Raw genomic sequence first — 16,635 nt, forward strand, 5'->3', positions numbered from 1 at the left:
CCCGGTCAGCCCGTCGCCGCCCCCTTGTTCTTCCGGTACGTCCGCATCTTCGCCCGGCTGCCGCAGATCGCCATCGTGCACCAGCGACTGCGGCCCGCCGGGCTGCGGTCGTAGTACACCCAGCGGCAGGTGTCCGACGCGCACGCCTTCAGCCGGGGCCAGGTGCCGTCGACGGTGGCCCTCGCGACGGCGGCGGCCGTGTGCGCGACCAGCTCAGCCGCCCCCGTCAGGCCGGGCTGCGGGCGTATCCGCGCGGCTCCCTCCGCGTCGACCTCCAGCAGCAGCGGCCCGCGCTCCAGCAGCCCGGCCAGCCGCTCCCTGGTGGCCGGCGGCACCTCGGTCCCCGTGTGGGCCAGGCACACCTCCCGCAGCGCCTCGCGCAGGGCGAGTACGTCCCGCAGCGCGTCCTCGTCCAGACCCCGGCCCACCAGCCCGCGCCCGCGCACCCACCGCGTCAGCTCCGCCGGCGTCCGCAGTTCCTCGGCGCCGGCCTCCAGGTCCACGGTGTTCACCAGGTCCTGCACCAACTGCAGCGCCTCCGGCGCCGGCTCACGTACTCCCGGCTGCTCCACTCTTGCCACGTTACCTCTATCCCGCAATCATGGAGTAACAGTTACCGCTTGAACACCATCAAGCAGTAACCACCCGCAAGCACCCATGCGGTGACCCACGGAGAGGAACCACCATGATCGGCACTCTCAGCGCCGTCGTCCTGGACTGTCCCGACCCCCGGGCCCTGGCCGCCTTCTACGCCGAGCTGGTCGGCGGCACCGTCGAGGTCGAGGACGACACCTGGGTCGAACTCAACCGCGACGGCCAGCAGCTGTCCTTCCAACTCGCCCCGGACCACCGCCGGCCCGCCTGGCCGGACCCGGAGCGCCCCCAGCAGTTCCACCTCGACATCGCCGTGCCCCGGGCCGAGATGGCGGCCGCCGAGAAGCGGGTGGTCGAACTCGGCGCCGAACTCCTCGAGGGAGACCTCGACGGCACCCGCAACTGGCGCGTGTACGCGGACCCCGCCGGGCACCCCTTCTGCCTCTGCGGCTGCTGACACACGGCGCCCGACCGCCCACACGGCGCCGCTTTCCGGGGGACGGCCCGGCGCCCCGGCAGGCCCGCCAGGGGCCGGAGCGGGTCCGTGCCGGGCCCGCTCAGCCGTCGAGGTCGGTGATCCGGGCGATGGACGGGCCGCGGCGGGTACGTATCTCCGCCGCGGCGCGCTCGGCGTCGCGCAGCACCCGTACCGCGTTCTGCCAGGTCAGCTTGGCCAGGTCGGCGTCCGACCAGCCGCGGCCGAGGAGTTCGGCGACGAGGTTGGGGTAGCCGGCCACGTCGGTCAGGCCGTCGGGGGTGAAGGCGGTGCCGTCGAAGTCGCCGCCGATGCCGATGTGGTCCACGCCGGCCACCGCGCGCATGTGGTCCAGGTGGTCCGCGACAGTGCTCACCGTGGCCCGCGGGCGCGGGTGGGCCGTCTCGAAGGCACGCTGCACCTCCATGCCCTCGGGCGTGGTGTCGAGCGGGTGCAGGCCGTGCGCCCGCATGTTCTCGTCGGCCGCCAGGGTCCATTCGATGGCCGCCGGAAGGATGAACTTGGGGACGAAGGTGGCCATGGCGACCCCGCCGTTGGCCGGCAGCGCCGCGAGCACGTCGTCGGGGATGTTGCGGACGTGGTCGCAGACCGCGCGGGCGGAGGAGTGGGAGAAGAGCACCGGCGCCTCGGTCACCCGCAGCGCGTCCCGCATGGTGTCCGGCGAGACGTGGGACAGGTCCACCAGCATGCCCAGCCGGTTCATCTCCCGAACGACCTCCTCGCCGAAGGCGGTCAGCCCGTTCGCCTCGGGTTTGTCGGTCGCCGAGTCCGCCCACGGGGTGTTGTCGTTGTGGGTGAGCGTCATGTACCGCACCCCGAGCTCGTACAGGGCCCGCAGGGCGGCCAGTGAGCAGTCGATGGAGTGGCCGCCCTCGGCGCCCATCAGCGAGGCGATCCGGCCCTGTTCCCGGGCGGTCTCCATGTCGTCGGCGGTCAACGCCCGCATCAGGTCCTGGGGGTAGCGCTCCGTCATCCGGTGGACCACGTCCACCTGTTCCAGGGTCGCCGTGACCGCGGCGGAGCCGGGCAGGTCCGAGGGTACGTACACCGACCAGAACTGCGCGCCGAGCCCGCCCGCCCGCAGCCGCGGCAGGTCCGTATGGGTGCGGGCACGCTGGTCGAGGGCGATGTCGAGCCGGTCCAGGTCGTAGGAGACCTGCGCGCGCAGGGCCCAGGGCAGGTCGTTGTGCCCGTCCACGACGGGGTGGGCGGCGAGCAGTTCACGGGCGTGAGTCAGCGGTTCCATGCCGACCACTCTATGAAGTCGGCCCGGACCCGCGATTCGGGCCTGTGGAAAACTTCGCGGGGCCGCCCGGACCGGACCGGGCCCTGTGGACAACTCCGGCGGCCCGGTCCCGGCCGACTGCTACTTTCCGAATCCGAAGCCCGCGGCGCCGGCGACCTTGGCCCGCAGCCGCTTCCCCTTCTCCGTGGCCTGCTCGTTCAGCGACCGCTGGAACTCACGCATGCGCGCCCGCAGTTCGGCGTCGTGCGCGGCCAGCATCCGCACCGCGAGCAGCCCGGCGTTGCGGGCGCCCGCCACCGAGACGGTCGCCACCGGCACTCCCGCCGGCATCTGCACGATGGAAAGGAGCGAGTCCATGCCGTCCAGGTACTTCAGCGGCACCGGCACCCCGATGACCGGCAGCGGGGTCACCGAGGCCAGCATGCCCGGCAGGTGCGCGGCGCCGCCCGCGCCCGCGATCAGCACCCGCAGGCCCCGCTCGTCGGCCTGCTCGCCGTACGCGATCATCTCGTGCGGCATGCGGTGGGCGGAGACGACGTCGACCTCGTACGGCACGTCGAACTCGGCCAGGGCCCCGGCCGCGGCCTCCATGACCGGCCAGTCGGAGTCGGAACCCATGACGATGCCGACCAGGGGCTGGGTGGCGTCACTCATCGATCGTTCCTCGCAGGTAGCCGGCCGCGTGGTGAGCGCGCTCGCGCACGTCCGCCAGGTCGTCGCCGAAGGTGTTGACGTGCCCGACCTTGCGGCCCGGCTTCACGTCCTTGCCGTACATGTGGATCTTCAGCCCCGGGTCGCGCGCCATGCAGTGCAGGTACGCCGGGTACATGTCGGGGTAGTCGCCGCCGAGGACGTTGGCCATCACCGTCCAGCGGGCCCGCGGCCGCGGGTCGCCCAGCGGCAGGTCCAGCACGGCCCGCAGGTGGTTGGCGAACTGCGAGGTGACGGCGCCGTCCATGGTCCAGTGACCGCTGTTGTGCGGGCGCATCGCCAGTTCGTTGACCAGGATCCGCCCGTCCGTGGTCTCGAACAGCTCCACGGCGAGATGGCCCACCACGCCCAGCTCGCGCGCGATGGTCAGGGCCAGCGCCTGGGCCTGACCGGACAGCTCGTCCGACAGGTCGGGCGCGGGCGCGATCACGGTGTCGCACACCCCGTTCACCTGTACCGACTCCACCACGGGGTAGGCCACCGCCTGCCCGTGCGGCGAGCGCACGACATTGGCGGCCAGCTCGCGGACGAAGGCCACCTTCTCCTCGGCGAGCACCGGCACACCGGCGCGGAACGGCTCCTCGGCGTCCTCCGCGGAACGGGCGATCCACACGCCCTTCCCGTCGTAGCCGCCGCGCACGGTCTTGAGCACCACGGGGAAACCGCCGACCTCCGCGGCGAAGGCCGCGACGTCGGCCGGCGAGGCCACGATCCGGTTGCGCGGGCAGGGCGCCCCGATCCGCGCCAGCCGCTCCCGCATGACCCCCTTGTCCTGGGCGTGCACGAGCGCGTCCGGCCCGGGCCGCACCACGATCCCGTCCGCCTCCAGGGCGCGCAGGTGCTCGGTGGGCACGTGCTCGTGGTCGAAGGTGATCACGTCGCACCCGGCGGCGAAGGCGCGCAGCGTCTCCAGGTCCCGGTAGTCGCCGACCGTGACGTCGGGCACCACCCGGGCGGCGGAGTCCTGCGGTGTGTCGCTGAGAATCTTGAACCGGATGCCGAGCGGGATACCCGCCTCGTGGGTCATGCGAGCGAGCTGGCCGCCGCCGACCATGCCGACTACGGGAAATGTCACGTCTGGTTCCTGCCGGTGGTACACGGGGATCGCCGGGGCGGCGCCCCAGGATGGCCTTACCAGGGTATCTGTCGCACAGGTTCGCGTACGACCACACGAATGACCCGCTCCGTGCGGGCATCATCGCGGCACTTGGCTAGCATGAGCGAGGACACACCGACATCACAGACGACGGGACCTCACCCGGCATCCGACCCCCCACAGACAGGGCCGATCAATCATCATGAGCCTCATGCGCACGCTGCGTACCAAGCTTGGCCTGATGTACCGGGAAATCGCCAAGTTCGGCGCGGTCGGCGGTGCGGGCGTCGTGGTGAACATTGGTGTGTTCAACCTGCTGCGCCAGCACACCGGTCTGCAGACCGTACGCGCGAGCATCCTGGCCACCCTGATCGCCATCGCCTTCAACTACGTGGGCTTCCGGTACTTCACCTACCGGGACCGCGACATGGCCGGGCGGGCCAAGGAACTGAGCCTGTTCCTGCTGTTCAGCGGCATCGGCCTGGTGATCGAGAACGGCATCCTCTACACGGCCACGTACGGCTTCGGCTGGGACAGCGGGCTGCAGAGCAACATCTTCAAGTTCCTCGGCATCGGGGTGGCCACCCTCTTCCGCTTCTGGTCCTACCGGACCTGGGTGTTCCGGGCGGTGCCGGCCCGGGAGGCCGTGGAGGAGGCGGAGTCCTTCCTGGCGGACGGCTCCGGCGGCCGGGCGGGCGAGCGGGCCGGCCAGAAGAAGGGGAAGCAGGCCGGTATCAACCGCCGCTGAGCCCGGGGCGGCGCCGACCGCCCAGTGGCCGAGCCGATCCAGCCGATCTAGATGACGATCTGCTCGCGGCGCGGGTGCGGCGGCATCTCCTGCGCGAGGAAGAGCGCGAAGACCGGTGGCCGCTGCTGGAGGAGTTCCAGCCGCCCGCCGTCCGCCTCGGCCAGGTCGCGGGCGACCGCCAGCCCCAGCCCGGTGGAGTTGCGGCCGCTGACCGTGCGCTCGAAGACCCGCGCGCCGAGGTCCGAGGGGACGCCGGGTCCGTCGTCGCTGACCTCGACGACCGCCTGGTTGCCGGTGACGCGGGTGTGCAGGGTGACGGTGCCGGAGCCGTGCATGAGCGAGTTCTCGATGAGGGTGGCCACCACCTGGGCCACCGCGCCCGGGGTGCCGACCGCCCGCAGGCCGCGGGTGCCGGACAGCCCCATGGAGCGGCCCTCGGCCTGGTAGGCGGGCCGCCACTCCTCGATCTGCTGCTTGATCACTTCGTCGAGGTCGAAGTCGACGGCCGAGCCGGTGCGCGGGTCGCGGGAATTGGTCAGCAGCCGCTGCACGACGTCGGTCAGCCGTTCCACCTGGCCGAGGGCGATGGTGGCTTCCTCCTTGACCGTGTCCTGGTCGTCGGCGGTGGCCACGATCTCCTCCAGCCGCATCGACAGCGCGGTCAGCGGGGTGCGCAACTGGTGGGAGGCGTCTGCGGCCAGCCGGCGCTCGGCGGTGAGCATTCGCCCGATGCGTTCGGCGCTGGCGTCCAGGACGTCGGCGATGCGGTCCAGTTCGGGCACCCCGTAGCGGCGGTGCCGGGGCCGCGGGTCGCCGGAGCCGAGGCGTTCGGCGGTCTCGGCGAGGTCGGTGAGCGGGCTGGCCAGCCGCCGGGCCTGGCGTACCGCCAGGGCCACCGCGGCGAGCACGGCCAGCAGGGCGACCGCCAGGATCACCAGCAGGGTGCGGCCGATCTGCTCGCTGACCACCGAGCGCGGCTCCGCCACGGTGACGGACTCGCCGTGGTCGCCGTCCTGCACGGAGGAGATCACCTTGCCGCGCGGGTGCCCCCCGAGGTGCACCTCGGGGCGCCCGGGGACACGTACCACCGCGTAGCGGTCCTCGGCGATCTGCGGGTTCAGGCTCTTGGCGTCGACCGGCTCACCGGCCAGGATCCGGTTCTCCACGATGCCGACCAGCCGGACGGCCTCCGACTGCACTCCGTCCTTCGCGCTGCTCTCGATGGTCCTGGTCTCCACCACGACCAGCGAGAGCCCGAAGACCGCGATCACCACGAGCACCACGGCCAGCGTGGAGGAGATCAGGCGGCGGCGCATGGAGGCGGCGGGTCAGTTCTTCTCGAAGCGGAAACCGACACCGCGGACGGTCGAGATGAAGCGCGGGTTGCCCGCGTCGTCGCCGAGCTTCTTGCGCAGCCAGGAGATGTGCATGTCCAGGGTCTTGGTGGACGACCACCACGTGGTGTCCCAGACCTCGCGCATGAGCTGCTCGCGGGTGACCACCCGGCCGGCGTCCCGTACCAGCACGCGCAGCAGGTCGAACTCCTTGGCGGTGAGCTGGAGTTCGTCGTCCCCCATCCAGGCGCGGTGCGACTCGACGTCGATCCGTACGCCGTGGGTGGAGGGTTGGGCGGGCTCGGTGGTGCCACGGCGCAGCAGGGCGCGGACCCGCGCGAGCAGCTCGGCCAGGCGGAAGGGCTTGGTGACGTAGTCGTCGGCGCCGGCGTCGAGGCCGACCACGGTGTCGACCTCGTCGGCGCGGGCGGTCAGCACCAGGACGGGGAAGGTGTGCCCCTCGGTGCGGATCCGGCGGCACACGTCCAGGCCGTCCATGCCGGGCAGGCCCAGGTCCAGCACCACCAGGTCGACCGCGCCCAGCAGGGCGGTCTCCAGCGCGGTCGGTCCGTCCTCGCGCACCTCGACCTCGTATCCCTCGCGGCGCAGGGCGCGCGCGAGTGGCTCCGAGATGGATGCGTCGTCCTCGGCGAGAAGTACGCGGGTCATGGGCTTGATGGTAGTCCGCACCGGGGGGCCGCGACGGGGTGGTGCACGCAGGCGGAAGCGCACCCGTGGGGCGTGAATGTGATCTGTATCTCATATGGGTCTATACCACACAGTTATCTGCCATAAAGTATCCAAATGCCCCATCCCGGACTCCGGGACCTTCCCCACGAGGACACATCCATGGCGACCAGCCTGACGACGAGGGACGTCGGCGCGCGCCGCTCAGGCGGCACGCCCGGCGGGACCTTCTTCGGCCACCCCCGCGGACTGGCCACCCTTTTCATGACCGAGATGTGGGAGCGTTTCAGTTTCTACGGCATGCGCGCCCTGCTCCCGCTGTATCTGATCGCCGGCGGCCCCGCCGCGGGCAAGGGCGGGCAGGGCGGCGGCCTGGCGATGACCGCGGCCACCGCCACCGCCATCTACTCGATCTACATGGCGATGGTGTACCTGCTGGCCATGCCCGGCGGCTGGTTCGGCGACCGGGTGTGGGGACCGCGCAAGACGGTCGCCATCGCGGCGCTGGTCATCATGGCCGGACACCTGACGCTGGCACTGCCCGGCGAGGGTTCGTTCTTCGCCGGCCTGGCCCTGGTGGCGCTCGGCTCCGGCCTGCTCAAGGCCAACATCTCCACCATGGTCGGCCACCTCTACGACGGCCCGGACGACCCGCGCCGGGACGGCGGCTTCACCGTCTTCTACATGGGCATCAACATCGGCGCCTTCGCCGCGCCGCTGGTGATCGGCACGGTGGGCCAGAACTACAGCTGGCACCTCGGCTTCGCGCTGGCCGCGGTCGGCATGGGTCTCGGCCTGGTCCAGTTCCTGCTGGGCACCCGCCACCTCAGCCCGCGCAGCGACCTCGTGCCCCAGCCGCTGACCCGCCAGGAGCGCAACACCGCCCTGCGCAAGGGCCTGCTGTGGCTGGCCGCTGCCACCGTCTTCTACGCGATCGTGGTGCTCAGCGGCACCTACACCCTGAACTGGGCGCTGGTCCCGATCACCGTCGTGGGCCTGGTGATCCCGGTCCTGGTGCTGGCGCGGATCAAGCGGGACAAGGAACTGGCGCCCGTCGAACGCTCCCGGATGAGCGGCTACATCTGGTTCTTCGTGGCCGCGGCCGTGTTCTGGATGATCTACGACCAGGGCGGCTCCACCATGTCGATCTTCGGCGACACCAAGGCGTCGGGGAAGCTGTTCGGCATCCACTTCCCCTCCTCCTGGTACCAGTCGGTGAACCCGCTGTGGGTGATGGCGCTGGCCCCGGTCATGGCCTGGATCTGGCTGTGGCTGTCCCGCCGCGGCCGCGAGCCGGGCACGGCGGTGAAGTTCGCCATGGGCCTGTTCCTGATCGGCGCGTCCTTCTTCGTCTTCGTGCTGCCGATGGCCATGGCGACCGGCGGCACGAAGGTCAGCCCGATGTGGCTGGTGTCCATCTACCTGATCCAGACCGTCGGCGAGCTGTGTCTGTCGCCGGTGGGCCTGTCGGTGACCACCAAGATGGCGCCCGCGAAGTACGGCAGCCAGATGATGGGCGTGTGGTTCCTCGCGGTGACCGCCGGCGACTGCACCACCAGCCTGCTGTCACTGGCCGGGGTGAACCTCAACGGCACGGGCGTCGTCGCCGTGGAGGCGGCGCTGGCGTGCCTGGCCGGCTACGCGGTGTGGATGTACCGCAAGCGGGTGGCCGCGCTGATGGGAGGCGTGCACTGACCGCCTGACAGCGGCCGGCGCCGCGGGGGGCCGGCCGTCACACGGGCGCGGCGAGCTCCGCCCAGACCGTCTTGCCGGGCCGGTCCCCGTTGCGCACCACGCCCCAGTCGAGGCACAGCCGCTGGACGATGAACATGCCGTGCCCGCCGGGCCGCCCGGCCCGGTGCGGGGTGCGCGGGGCCGGGTCGCCCGCGCCGGCGTCCACGACCTCCATCCGCAGCGCCTTGGGGCCCCGTCGCAGCCGCAGCTCCTCGGGGCCGCCGGCGTGCAGGCAGGCGTTGGTGACCAGTTCCGAGACCACCAGGAGCACGTCCTCGGCGGCGGCCCGGCGGTCGGCGGTGGAGGCCGGCAGCCAGCCCCAGTCCCGCAGCGCCTGCCGGGTGAAGTCGCGGGCGCGCGGTACGACACCGCTCTCACCGGACAGCGCCAGTCGCCGTACCGCCTGCGCGTCCACGTCGGACACGCCGTCCGAATCGCCCGAGTCCGGGCCACGGTCGTCCGCGGCGAAGGGCCGGGTGGTGCTCATCAGGGCCTCACCTCACGGATGTCACGCCTGTCCGGCTGGATTCCGGCCGCCTGCGGCCCGACCGGCCTGGGTCCGTCTGTCTCCTGCCCGGTCGATCTCCGGGAACACGTCCCGGCCGCCAGGAAAGCTCGCCGTCGCCGGTTCCTCTCAATCACGCGCACAGCCCCCCGCCCCCCGTACCGCGATTACTCCTGAAGTGCCTGGTCAAGCGTGTCGTGAAGGGTGAACACCGTTTCCGCGCCGGTGATCTCGAACACCCGGGCGACCGATGGACGCATCGCCGCCAGGTGCACCGCCCCGCCCAGGGCGTCCACCCGCAGCCGGGCGCTCAGCAGCACGTTCAAGCCGGTGGAGTCGCAGAACTCCAACTGCGAGCAGTCGATCACCAGACGGGTCGCCCCGCCGTCCACGGCATCAGCCAGTGGCTGGGCCAGCAGATCCGCCGTGTGGTGATCCAGCTCTCCGGCCGGAGCGAACACCGCGGAGTGGCCGTGCTGGCTGACCTCGACCCGCAGCCGTCCCAGGTCGGCCGTGCCCACCGCTTCGCGGTCCATAACGCTCCTTCTTGCATCCCTGGTCACGCGGTCCCGACCCTACGCCGAATCACTGCCCGAGGGATAGCCGCCGCCATTCATCGGCGGTCACCCACGCGACCTGCGCAAGTGCCCCGCGTGACCGTCGCCCCCGCGGCGCGCCGGGAGCGGGCCGCCGGACTTGCGGCCCCGCCTCGCCACGGGGTAGGGGTGGAGTACGGCATCGGCACGGCCAACCGCCGCAAGAGAGGGATGAGCACATGACACCCCGGCTCGGCCTGGATCAAGAGGTGGAGCAGTTCGAGGGTCTTGAGGGGCTCCCGGAAATTCCCCCGTACGACGAGATCGGACCAGTTGACGCGCGGGCGCTGTCCAAGACGCTCTTCGCCCGTCTCCAGTCGCTCGACGAGGGCACCCACGAGTACTCCTACGTCCGCAACACCCTGGTCGAACTGAACCTCGCGCTGGTGAAGTTCGCGGCCACCCGGTTCCGCTCCCGCAGCGAGCCGATGGAGGACATCATCCAGGTGGGGACGATCGGCCTGATCAAGGCGATCGACCGGTTCGAGCTGAGCCGTGAGGTGGAGTTCCCGACCTTCGCGATGCCGACGATCGTCGGGGAGATCAAGCGGTTCTTCCGCGACACCTCGTGGTCGGTACGGGTCCCGCGCCGCCTTCAGGAGCTGCGTCTGGATCTGGCCAAGGCCGGGGACGAGCTGGCCCAGCAACTGGACCGGACGCCGACCGTACGGGAACTGGCCGAGCGGCTGGGGCTGCCCGAGGACGACGTCGTCGAGGGAATGGCGGCGAGCAACGCCTACACCGCCAGTTCGCTGGACGCCCAGCCCGCCGAGGACGACCCGGAGGGCGCCCTCGCGGACCGCATCGGCTACGAGGACCACGATCTCGAAGGCGTCGAGTACGTCGAGTCCCTCAAGCCGCTCATCGCCGAGCTGCCGGAGCGCGACCGGGAGATCCTCTCGCTGCGTTTCGTGGGAAATCTCACACAGTCGGAGATCGGCGAACGGCTCGGCATCTCCCAGATGCACGTCTCCCGGCTGCTCAGCCGCACGCTGTCGCGGCTGCGGCGGGGGCTGATGGCCGAGGAGTGAGGCCGGTCGACCGAGGAGTGACAACGGTCCGGGTGTCCGGACCGCCACTCCCAGTACTCGGGTAACCGGTCCGTCACGCGGCGTGCGGCGCCGCGTACGCGAGTTTTCCCGCCCGCCACACCGCCGCCGTCAGCGGCACGCCCGGCCGGTAAGCCAGGTGCACGTGGCTGGGCGCGTCCAGAAGCAGCAGGTCGGCGCGCGCGCCCGGGGTGACCGTACCGATGTCGGTACGGCGCAGGGCGCGCGCGCCGCCGTACGTCGCGGCCCGAACCGCCTCGTCGGGCGTCATGCCCATCTCGCGCACGGCGACCGCGAGGCAGAAGGGCATCGAGGTGGTGAAGGACGAGCCGGGGTTGCAGTCGGTGGACAGCGCGACCGTGGCGCCCGCGTCGAGCAGGCGGCGGGCGTCGGGGTAGACCGCGCGGGTGGAGAACTCCGCGCCCGGCAGCAGGGTGGCGACGGTGTCGCGGGCGCCGGCCAGGGCGTCCACGTCCTGGTCGGTGAGGTGGGCGCAGTGGTCGGCGGAGGCCGCGCCGAGTTCCACCGCCAGCCGCACACCGGGGCCGAAGCCGAGTTGGTTGGCGTGCACGCGCGGGATCAGGCCGCGGGCGAGGCCGGCGGTGAGGACGGTACGGGCCTGGTCGCCGTCGAAGGCGCCCTCCTCGCAGAAGACGTCGATCCAGCGGGCGTACGGCGCGCAGGCGTCGAGCATCTCGCCGGTGACCAGGTCCACGTAGCCGGCCGCGTCATCGGCGTCGGCGAACTCCGGCGCGACCACATGGGCGCCGAGGTAGGTGACCTCGTCGGTGTGCTCGGCGGCGATCCGCAGCGCGCGGACCTCGTCACGGGTCGTCAGGCCGTAACCGGACTTGGTCTCGAGCGTGGTGGTGCCCTGCCGCAGCGCCTCCGCGACGAACCGGGCCACGTTGGCGGAAAGTTCGGCGTCCGAGGCGGCCCGAGTGGCGGCCACGGTGGTACGGATGCCCCCGGCGGTGTACGGGCGGCCGGACATGCGCGCGGCGAACTCCTCGGTGCGGTCACCGGCGAAGACCAGGTGCGAGTGGGAGTCCACGAAGCCGGGCAGCAGCGCCCGGCCGGCCGCGTCGACCCGATTGTCAGTGGGTGGTGCTTTCCTGGACTCACCGACCCAGGCGATGCGGTCGCCCTCGACGACGACCGCCGCGTCCTGGATCAGGCCGAGCAGATCACGGGGGTCGCGGGGGCCACGGGTGCCGCCGCCGGACGCGGAGAGGGAGGGATCGTTGGTGACCAGGCTGCCGATGCCGGTGATGACCGTACTGGCCGTCATCGTCCTCTCACTCCTGCCTTTCGGGGGTTGTCGTGCGCCCGGCGGTCACGCGCTCAGCCCCGGCTCGCGGCGATCGCCCGGGCCAGGGCGCCCGGTACGTCGTCCACCAGCAGGTGCCGGCCGTCGCGGACGATCTGCCGGCCGCCGACCACGGTGTGCCGGACGTCCGCCGCTGTCGCGGCGAATACCGCGGTCTCGGCGCCCAGCCGGGGCACGGGCCCCGCGGTGCGTACGGTGTCCAGCGCGATCGTGGTGAAGTCGGCGAGCGCGCCCGCCTCCAGCCGGCCCGCCTCGGGCCAGCCCAGGCCGGCGTGACCGTCCTCGGTGGCCGCGCGCAGGAGTTGGGACGCCGTCCAGTGGCCGCGGGTGCGGCTGCGCAGCCGCTCGTCCAGCTCCATCGCCCGCGCCTCCTCCAGCAGGTCGATCACGGCGTGGCTGTCGCTGCCCAGGCTCACCGAGCAGCCGGCGCGGCGCAGTTGGGGGGCCGGGCCGATGCCGTCGGCGAGGTCCCGTTCGGTGGTGGGGCACATGCACACCGTGCTGCCGGAGCCGCCGAGCAGGGCGATGTCCTCGCCGGTGAGGTGGGTGGCGTGCACCGCGGTGGTGCCGCGGCCCCAGAAGCCGGAGTCGGCGAGCAGCCGGGCGGGGGTGCGGCCGTGCACGGCCAGGCACGCCTCGTTCTCGGCGGGCTGCTCGGACAGGTGGATGTGGGTGGGCACACCCTCGGTGCGCAGCCGGAAGGTCGTGTAGCCGTCGCGGTCGGAGAAGGCGCGCACCGAGTGCAGGGCGGCGCCGATCCGCACCCGGTCGCCGCCCTTGAGCTGGGCCCACCGCTCGTACCACCGGTCGGCGGTGCCGTCGCCGAACCGGACCTGGGCGCCCTCCAGCGGGCGGTAGCCGCCGCGGATCAGGCCGCCGTGCAGGTAGGCGGTGTCGAGGAGGGTGATGCGGATGCCGGCCTCGCCCGCGGCGGCGATCAGCGCCTCGCCCATGGCGTTGGGGTTGTCGTAGGGGGTGCCGTCGATCTGGTGGTGCAGATAGTGGAACTCGCCGACGCAGGTGATGCCGGCCAGCGCCATCTCGGCGTAGACGGCTCGGGCGAGGTCGAAGTAGGAGTCGGGAGTGAGGTGGTAGGCGACGGAGTACATGATGTCGCGCCAGGTCCAGAAGGTCCCCGAGCCGACCTGGACGGTGCCGCGCAGCGCCCGGTGGAAGGCGTGGCTGTGGGCGTTGGCAAGGCCCGGCAGGGTCAGGCCGCGCAGCACGGTCGCCCCCGGGGGCGGGGTGTCGGCCTCGGTGCGCACGGCGGTGATCCGGCCGTCGGCGACGGTCAGGGCGACGCCCGGCTCGACGTGGGTGCCGAGCCAGGCGTGCTCCAGCCAGTAGGTCAGCACGCGAGACCTTCCAGTACGTCGGCGAGTGCGGTCACCCCGGCGAGGCAGTCGTCCTCGGCCGCCGACTCCGCCGGGGAGTGCGAGACGCCGGTGGGGTTGCGTACGAACAGCATGGCGGTCGGCACGGCCTCTGCCAGGATTCCGGCGTCGTGTCCCGCTCCGGTGGGCAGGACGGGTACGGGTCCGCCCGGGCCCGCGGCCGTGATCAGGGCGGCGAGGCGGTCCCGCAGGTCGTGCGCGAACTCCACCACCGGGGTGAACGATTCGCGGGTGACGGTGACGCCGACCCCGTCGCGGTCGCCGCGCTCGGTGGCGGCCTGTTCGACGGCGGCGACCAGGGCGGCGAGGGTGGCCTCGTCGGCGGCGCGCGCGTCGAGCCAGCCGCGTACCCGGGAGGCGATGGCGTTGACGCCGTTGGGGGCCACGTCGACCTTGCCGAAGGTGGCCAGGGCGCCGGCCAGGCGTGCCTTCTTGCGGGCGGCCAGCACGGTGGTGGCGTAGGTGAGCATGGGGTCGTGACGGTCCGCCAGGCGGGTGGTGCCCGCGTGGTTGGCCTCGCCGCGGAAGTCGAAGCGCCAGCGGCCGTGCGGCCAGATCGCCGAGGCCACGCCGACCGGGCGGTCCTCCAGGTCCAGGGCGCGGCCCTGTTCGATGTGCAGCTCGACGAAGGCGCCGATCCCGGCCAGGCGTTCGGGGTCGGGCCCGATGGCGCCGGGGTCGCGGCCGGCCCGGGTCATGGCCTCGGCCAGGGTCACACCGTCGGCGTCGCGCAGGGCCCGCGCGTCGTCCGGGTCGAGCCGGCCGGCGGTCAGGCGCGAGCCCACGCAGGCCAGGCCGAACCGGGCGCCTTCCTCGTCGCCGAAGTTGACGACGGCCAGCGGCTTGCGGAAGGCGGCGCCGCGGGCGCGCAGTTCGTCGAGTGCGGCGAAGGAGGAGACGACGCCGAGCGGGCCGTCGAAGGCGCCGCCGTCCGGGACGGAGTCCAGGTGGGAACCGGTGACCACCGCGTCCCCGGCGCCGGGGTCGCCGAGCCAGGCCCACTGGTTGCCGTTGCGGTCCACCTCGTAGTTGAGCCCGCGGCCGGTGGCCTGGGCCTCGAACCAGGCGCGGCAATCGGTGTCGGCGGGCGTCCAGGCGTAGCGCCGGTAACCGCCGGAGCCGGAGTGCCGGCCGATGGCGGCCAGGTCGCGCCACATCTCGTGGAAGCCGGGGCCGCGCGGCACCCGGGCCGTACCGGGATCGCGAGATCCCTGGTCGGCAGCGGAGCCGGTGGAGTCGGGGTCGCCGGCGGAGTCGGGCCGGGCTCCCGGGGCGGCGCCCCGGCCGGGCCCGGGCACCTGCCCGGCTCCCGCGGCCCGCGCTTCCCCGGCGCCCGGCCCCCGGCCGGAGTCGTGGGCCGTCACGAGGGCGTGCCCTCGCGCATGGGGATGCGGACCCCGCGTTCGGCGGCGACTTCCTCGGCGCGCTCGTAACCGGCGTCGACGTGGCGGATGACGCCCATGCCGGGGTCGTTGGTGAGGACGCGGCGGATCTTCTCGGCGGCCAGCGCGGTGCCGTCGGCGACCGTGACCTGGCCGGCGTGCAGGGAGCGGCCCATGCCGACGCCGCCGCCGTGGTGGATGGACACCCAGGAGGCGCCGGAGGCCACGTTGACCATGGCGTTGAGCAGCGGCCAGTCGGCGATGGCGTCGGAGCCGTCGAGCATCGCCTCGGTCTCGCGGTACGGGGAGGCGACCGAGCCGGCGTCCAGGTGGTCGCGGCCGATGACGATCGGGGCCTTGAGGGTGCCGTCGGCGACCATCTCGTTGAAGCGCTCGCCGGCGCGGTCGCGTTCGCCGTAGCCGAGCCAGCAGATGCGGGCGGGCAGGCCCTGGAAGTGGACGCGTTCGCCGGCCAGGCGGATCCAGCGGGCCAGCGACTCGTTCTCCGGGAACAGGTCGAGGATCGCCCGGTCGGTGGCGGCGATGTCGGCGGGGTCGCCGGACAGCGCGGCCCAGCGGAAGGGGCCCTTGCCCTCGCTGAACAGCGGGCGGATGTACGCGGGGACGAAGCCGGGGAAGGCGAACGCCCGCTCGTAGCCGGCCAGCTTGGCCTCGCCGCGGATGGAGTTGCCGTAGTCGAAGACCTCGGCGCCCGCGTCCTGGAAGCCGACCATCGCCTCGACGTGCCGGGCCATGGACTCCCGGGCGCGCTCGGTGAACTCGGCCGGCTTCTCGGCGGCGTAGTCCCGCATCTCCGCGAAGTCCACCCCGACCGGCAGGTACGCCAGCGGGTCGTGCGCGGAGGTCTGGTCGGTGACGATGTCGATGGGCGCCTTCATGGCCAGCAGCGCGGGGACGGCCTCGGCGGCGTTGCCGAGCACGCCGATGGACAGCGGCCGGCGGGCGTCGCGGGCCTCGACGGCCAGGCGCAGCGCGTGGTCGAGGGAGTCGGCCCGCACGTCCAGATAGCGGTGGGCGATGCGCCGCTCGATGGCCCGCGGGTCGCAGTCGACGCAGATGACGACGCCGTCGTTCATCGTGACGGCCAGCGGCTGGGCGCCGCCCATGCCGCCCAGGCCCGCGGTGAGGGTGATGGTGCCGGCCAGCGAGCCGCCGAATCGCTTGGCGGCGACCGCTGCGAAGGTCTCGTAGGTGCCCTGGAGGATGCCCTGGGTGCCGATGTAGATCCACGAACCGGCGGTCATCTGGCCGTACATGGTCAGGCCGAGGGCCTCCAGGCGGCGGAACTCCTCCCAGGTGGCCCAGTCGCCGACCAGGTTGGAGTTGGCGATCAGCACGCGCGGCGCCCACTCGTGGGTGGTCATCACGCCGACCGGGCGACCGGACTGGACGAGCATGGTTTCGTCCTGCTTCAGACCGCGCAGGGTACGCACCATGGCGTCGAAGGAGTTCCAGTCGCGGGCGGCCCTGCCGGTGCCGCCGTAGACGACGAGCTGATCGGGGTGTTCGGCCACCTCGGGATCGAGGTTGTTCTGCAGCATGCGCAGCGCGGCTTCCTGCTGCCACCCCTGAGCGCTCAGTTCCGTGCCGCGCGGTGCGCGGACGGGCCTCGGTCCCGCCATCGGTCGGCCTCCTCGTCCACCATGATGCTGTTCATTCATATCCTGGCGGGCTGAATAATCCTGGTCAACAAGTGGACGCCGGGGCGCGCT

16 protein-coding genes are annotated in these 16,635 nt (G+C 72.4%); 4 read left to right on the forward strand and 12 right to left on the reverse strand.

Annotated elements, in window-relative coordinates:
* Positions 1-5: 5 nt before the first annotated feature.
* Positions 6-572: a CGNR zinc finger domain-containing protein gene (locus ITX44_RS10425; RefSeq protein ID WP_307795201.1), complete on the reverse strand. Its 567-nt coding sequence runs from the start codon at positions 570-572 to the stop codon at positions 6-8.
* Positions 573-685: 113 nt separating this feature from the next.
* On the opposite strand from ITX44_RS10425, the gene ITX44_RS10430 reads away from it, so the two are divergent.
* Positions 686-1,051, forward strand: a complete 366-nt coding sequence (locus ITX44_RS10430) for a VOC family protein (RefSeq protein ID WP_205356828.1) — start codon at positions 686-688, stop codon at positions 1,049-1,051.
* 100 nt (positions 1,052-1,151) lie between these two features.
* On the opposite strand, the gene ITX44_RS10435 is transcribed toward ITX44_RS10430, so the two are convergent.
* The 3 genes from ITX44_RS10435 to ITX44_RS10445 form a co-directional block, all read right to left on the reverse strand.
* A complete protein-coding gene (locus ITX44_RS10435) occupies positions 1,152-2,336 on the reverse strand; it encodes a dipeptidase (RefSeq protein ID WP_205356829.1) in 1,185 nt (394 codons plus the stop codon).
* 120 nt (positions 2,337-2,456) lie between these two features.
* Positions 2,457-2,990: a 5-(carboxyamino)imidazole ribonucleotide mutase gene (purE, locus tag ITX44_RS10440; RefSeq protein WP_205356830.1), complete on the reverse strand. Its 534-nt coding sequence runs from the start codon at positions 2,988-2,990 to the stop codon at positions 2,457-2,459.
* The gene (locus ITX44_RS10445; protein WP_205356831.1) at positions 2,983-4,122 is read right to left on the reverse strand and encodes a 5-(carboxyamino)imidazole ribonucleotide synthase; all 1,140 of its coding nucleotides are present in this window, start codon (positions 4,120-4,122) and stop codon (positions 2,983-2,985) included. Before ITX44_RS10445 ends, purE begins: the two co-directional genes overlap by 8 nt.
* Before the next feature lie 223 nt (positions 4,123-4,345).
* Here ITX44_RS10445 and ITX44_RS10450 point away from each other — a divergent pair, with 223 nt between their 5' ends.
* The gene (locus ITX44_RS10450) at positions 4,346-4,891 is read left to right on the forward strand and encodes a GtrA family protein (protein ID WP_205356832.1); all 546 of its coding nucleotides are present in this window, start codon (positions 4,346-4,348) and stop codon (positions 4,889-4,891) included.
* 47 nt (positions 4,892-4,938) lie between these two features.
* On the opposite strand, the gene ITX44_RS10455 is transcribed toward ITX44_RS10450, so the two are convergent.
* Together ITX44_RS10455 and ITX44_RS10460 are read right to left on the reverse strand one after the other, a co-directional pair.
* A complete protein-coding gene (locus ITX44_RS10455) occupies positions 4,939-6,207 on the reverse strand; it encodes a sensor histidine kinase (protein WP_205356833.1) in 1,269 nt (422 codons plus the stop codon).
* A 12-nt stretch (positions 6,208-6,219) separates the two neighbouring features.
* Complete coding sequence (locus tag ITX44_RS10460; protein ID WP_205356834.1) at positions 6,220-6,894, reverse strand: response regulator transcription factor; 675 nt, start codon at positions 6,892-6,894, stop codon at positions 6,220-6,222.
* A 180-nt stretch (positions 6,895-7,074) separates the two neighbouring features.
* On the opposite strand from ITX44_RS10460, the gene ITX44_RS10465 reads away from it, so the two are divergent.
* Positions 7,075-8,607: a peptide MFS transporter gene (locus ITX44_RS10465; RefSeq protein WP_205356835.1), complete on the forward strand. Its 1,533-nt coding sequence runs from the start codon at positions 7,075-7,077 to the stop codon at positions 8,605-8,607.
* A 37-nt stretch (positions 8,608-8,644) separates the two neighbouring features.
* Here the strand turns inward: ITX44_RS10465 and ITX44_RS10470 are convergent, their stop codons facing one another.
* Together ITX44_RS10470 and ITX44_RS10475 are read right to left on the reverse strand one after the other, a co-directional pair.
* Entirely contained in the window at positions 8,645-9,133 is a 489-nt protein-coding gene (locus ITX44_RS10470; RefSeq protein WP_205356836.1) for an ATP-binding protein, read from the reverse strand.
* A 185-nt stretch (positions 9,134-9,318) separates the two neighbouring features.
* Positions 9,319-9,687 carry an STAS domain-containing protein gene (locus ITX44_RS10475; protein ID WP_205356837.1) on the reverse strand — a complete coding sequence of 123 codons (369 nt, stop codon included), beginning with the start codon at positions 9,685-9,687 and terminating at the stop codon, positions 9,319-9,321.
* 239 nt (positions 9,688-9,926) lie between these two features.
* Between ITX44_RS10475 and ITX44_RS10480 the strand changes: the two genes are divergently transcribed.
* Positions 9,927-10,778: an RNA polymerase sigma factor SigF gene (locus ITX44_RS10480; RefSeq protein ID WP_205356838.1), complete on the forward strand. Its 852-nt coding sequence runs from the start codon at positions 9,927-9,929 to the stop codon at positions 10,776-10,778.
* Between the two features lie 73 nt (positions 10,779-10,851).
* Here ITX44_RS10480 and hutI read toward each other — a convergent pair whose 3' ends face one another.
* The 4 genes from hutI to hutU form a co-directional block, all read right to left on the reverse strand.
* Complete coding sequence (gene hutI / locus ITX44_RS10485; protein ID WP_205356839.1) at positions 10,852-12,087, reverse strand: imidazolonepropionase; 1,236 nt, start codon at positions 12,085-12,087, stop codon at positions 10,852-10,854.
* A gap of 53 nt (positions 12,088-12,140) precedes the next feature.
* The gene (locus ITX44_RS10490) at positions 12,141-13,481 is read right to left on the reverse strand and encodes a formimidoylglutamate deiminase (protein WP_205356840.1); all 1,341 of its coding nucleotides are present in this window, start codon (positions 13,479-13,481) and stop codon (positions 12,141-12,143) included.
* Positions 13,475-14,677, reverse strand: coding sequence for an allantoate amidohydrolase (locus ITX44_RS10495; RefSeq protein ID WP_205357176.1), 1,203 nt, complete (start codon positions 14,675-14,677; stop codon positions 13,475-13,477). The genes ITX44_RS10490 and ITX44_RS10495 overlap by 7 nt, the downstream gene beginning before the upstream one ends.
* Before the next feature lie 203 nt (positions 14,678-14,880).
* The gene (hutU, locus tag ITX44_RS10500) at positions 14,881-16,545 is read right to left on the reverse strand and encodes a urocanate hydratase (protein ID WP_205356841.1); all 1,665 of its coding nucleotides are present in this window, start codon (positions 16,543-16,545) and stop codon (positions 14,881-14,883) included.
* Between the last annotated feature and the right edge of the window lie 90 nt (positions 16,546-16,635).

This window comes from Actinacidiphila acididurans, from assembly GCF_016918855.1.
GTDB lineage: Bacteria > Actinomycetota > Actinomycetes > Streptomycetales > Streptomycetaceae > Actinacidiphila > Actinacidiphila acididurans.

Bases quoted from the DNA above. Each gene is read 5' to 3' on its own strand.
- ITX44_RS10430 (WP_205356828.1), top strand. From the start codon at position 686: ATGATCGGCACTCTCAGCGCCGTCGTCCTGGACTGTCCCGACCCCCGG.
- ITX44_RS10435 (WP_205356829.1), bottom strand. From the start codon at position 2,336: ATGGAACCGCTGACTCACGCCCGTGAACTGCTCGCCGCCCACCCCGTC.
- purE (WP_205356830.1), bottom strand. From the start codon at position 2,990: ATGAGTGACGCCACCCAGCCCCTGGTCGGCATCGTCATGGGTTCCGAC.
- ITX44_RS10450 (WP_205356832.1), top strand. From the start codon at position 4,346: ATGAGCCTCATGCGCACGCTGCGTACCAAGCTTGGCCTGATGTACCGG.
- ITX44_RS10455 (WP_205356833.1), bottom strand. From the start codon at position 6,207: ATGCGCCGCCGCCTGATCTCCTCCACGCTGGCCGTGGTGCTCGTGGTG.
- ITX44_RS10460 (WP_205356834.1), bottom strand. From the start codon at position 6,894: ATGACCCGCGTACTTCTCGCCGAGGACGACGCATCCATCTCGGAGCCA.
- ITX44_RS10465 (WP_205356835.1), top strand. From the start codon at position 7,075: ATGGCGACCAGCCTGACGACGAGGGACGTCGGCGCGCGCCGCTCAGGC.
- ITX44_RS10470 (WP_205356836.1), bottom strand. From the start codon at position 9,133: ATGAGCACCACCCGGCCCTTCGCCGCGGACGACCGTGGCCCGGACTCG.
- ITX44_RS10475 (WP_205356837.1), bottom strand. From the start codon at position 9,687: ATGGACCGCGAAGCGGTGGGCACGGCCGACCTGGGACGGCTGCGGGTC.
- ITX44_RS10480 (WP_205356838.1), top strand. From the start codon at position 9,927: ATGACACCCCGGCTCGGCCTGGATCAAGAGGTGGAGCAGTTCGAGGGT.
- hutI (WP_205356839.1), bottom strand. From the start codon at position 12,087: ATGACGGCCAGTACGGTCATCACCGGCATCGGCAGCCTGGTCACCAAC.
- ITX44_RS10495 (WP_205357176.1), bottom strand. From the start codon at position 14,677: ATGTGGCGCGACCTGGCCGCCATCGGCCGGCACTCCGGCTCCGGCGGT.
- hutU (WP_205356841.1), bottom strand. From the start codon at position 16,545: ATGGCGGGACCGAGGCCCGTCCGCGCACCGCGCGGCACGGAACTGAGC.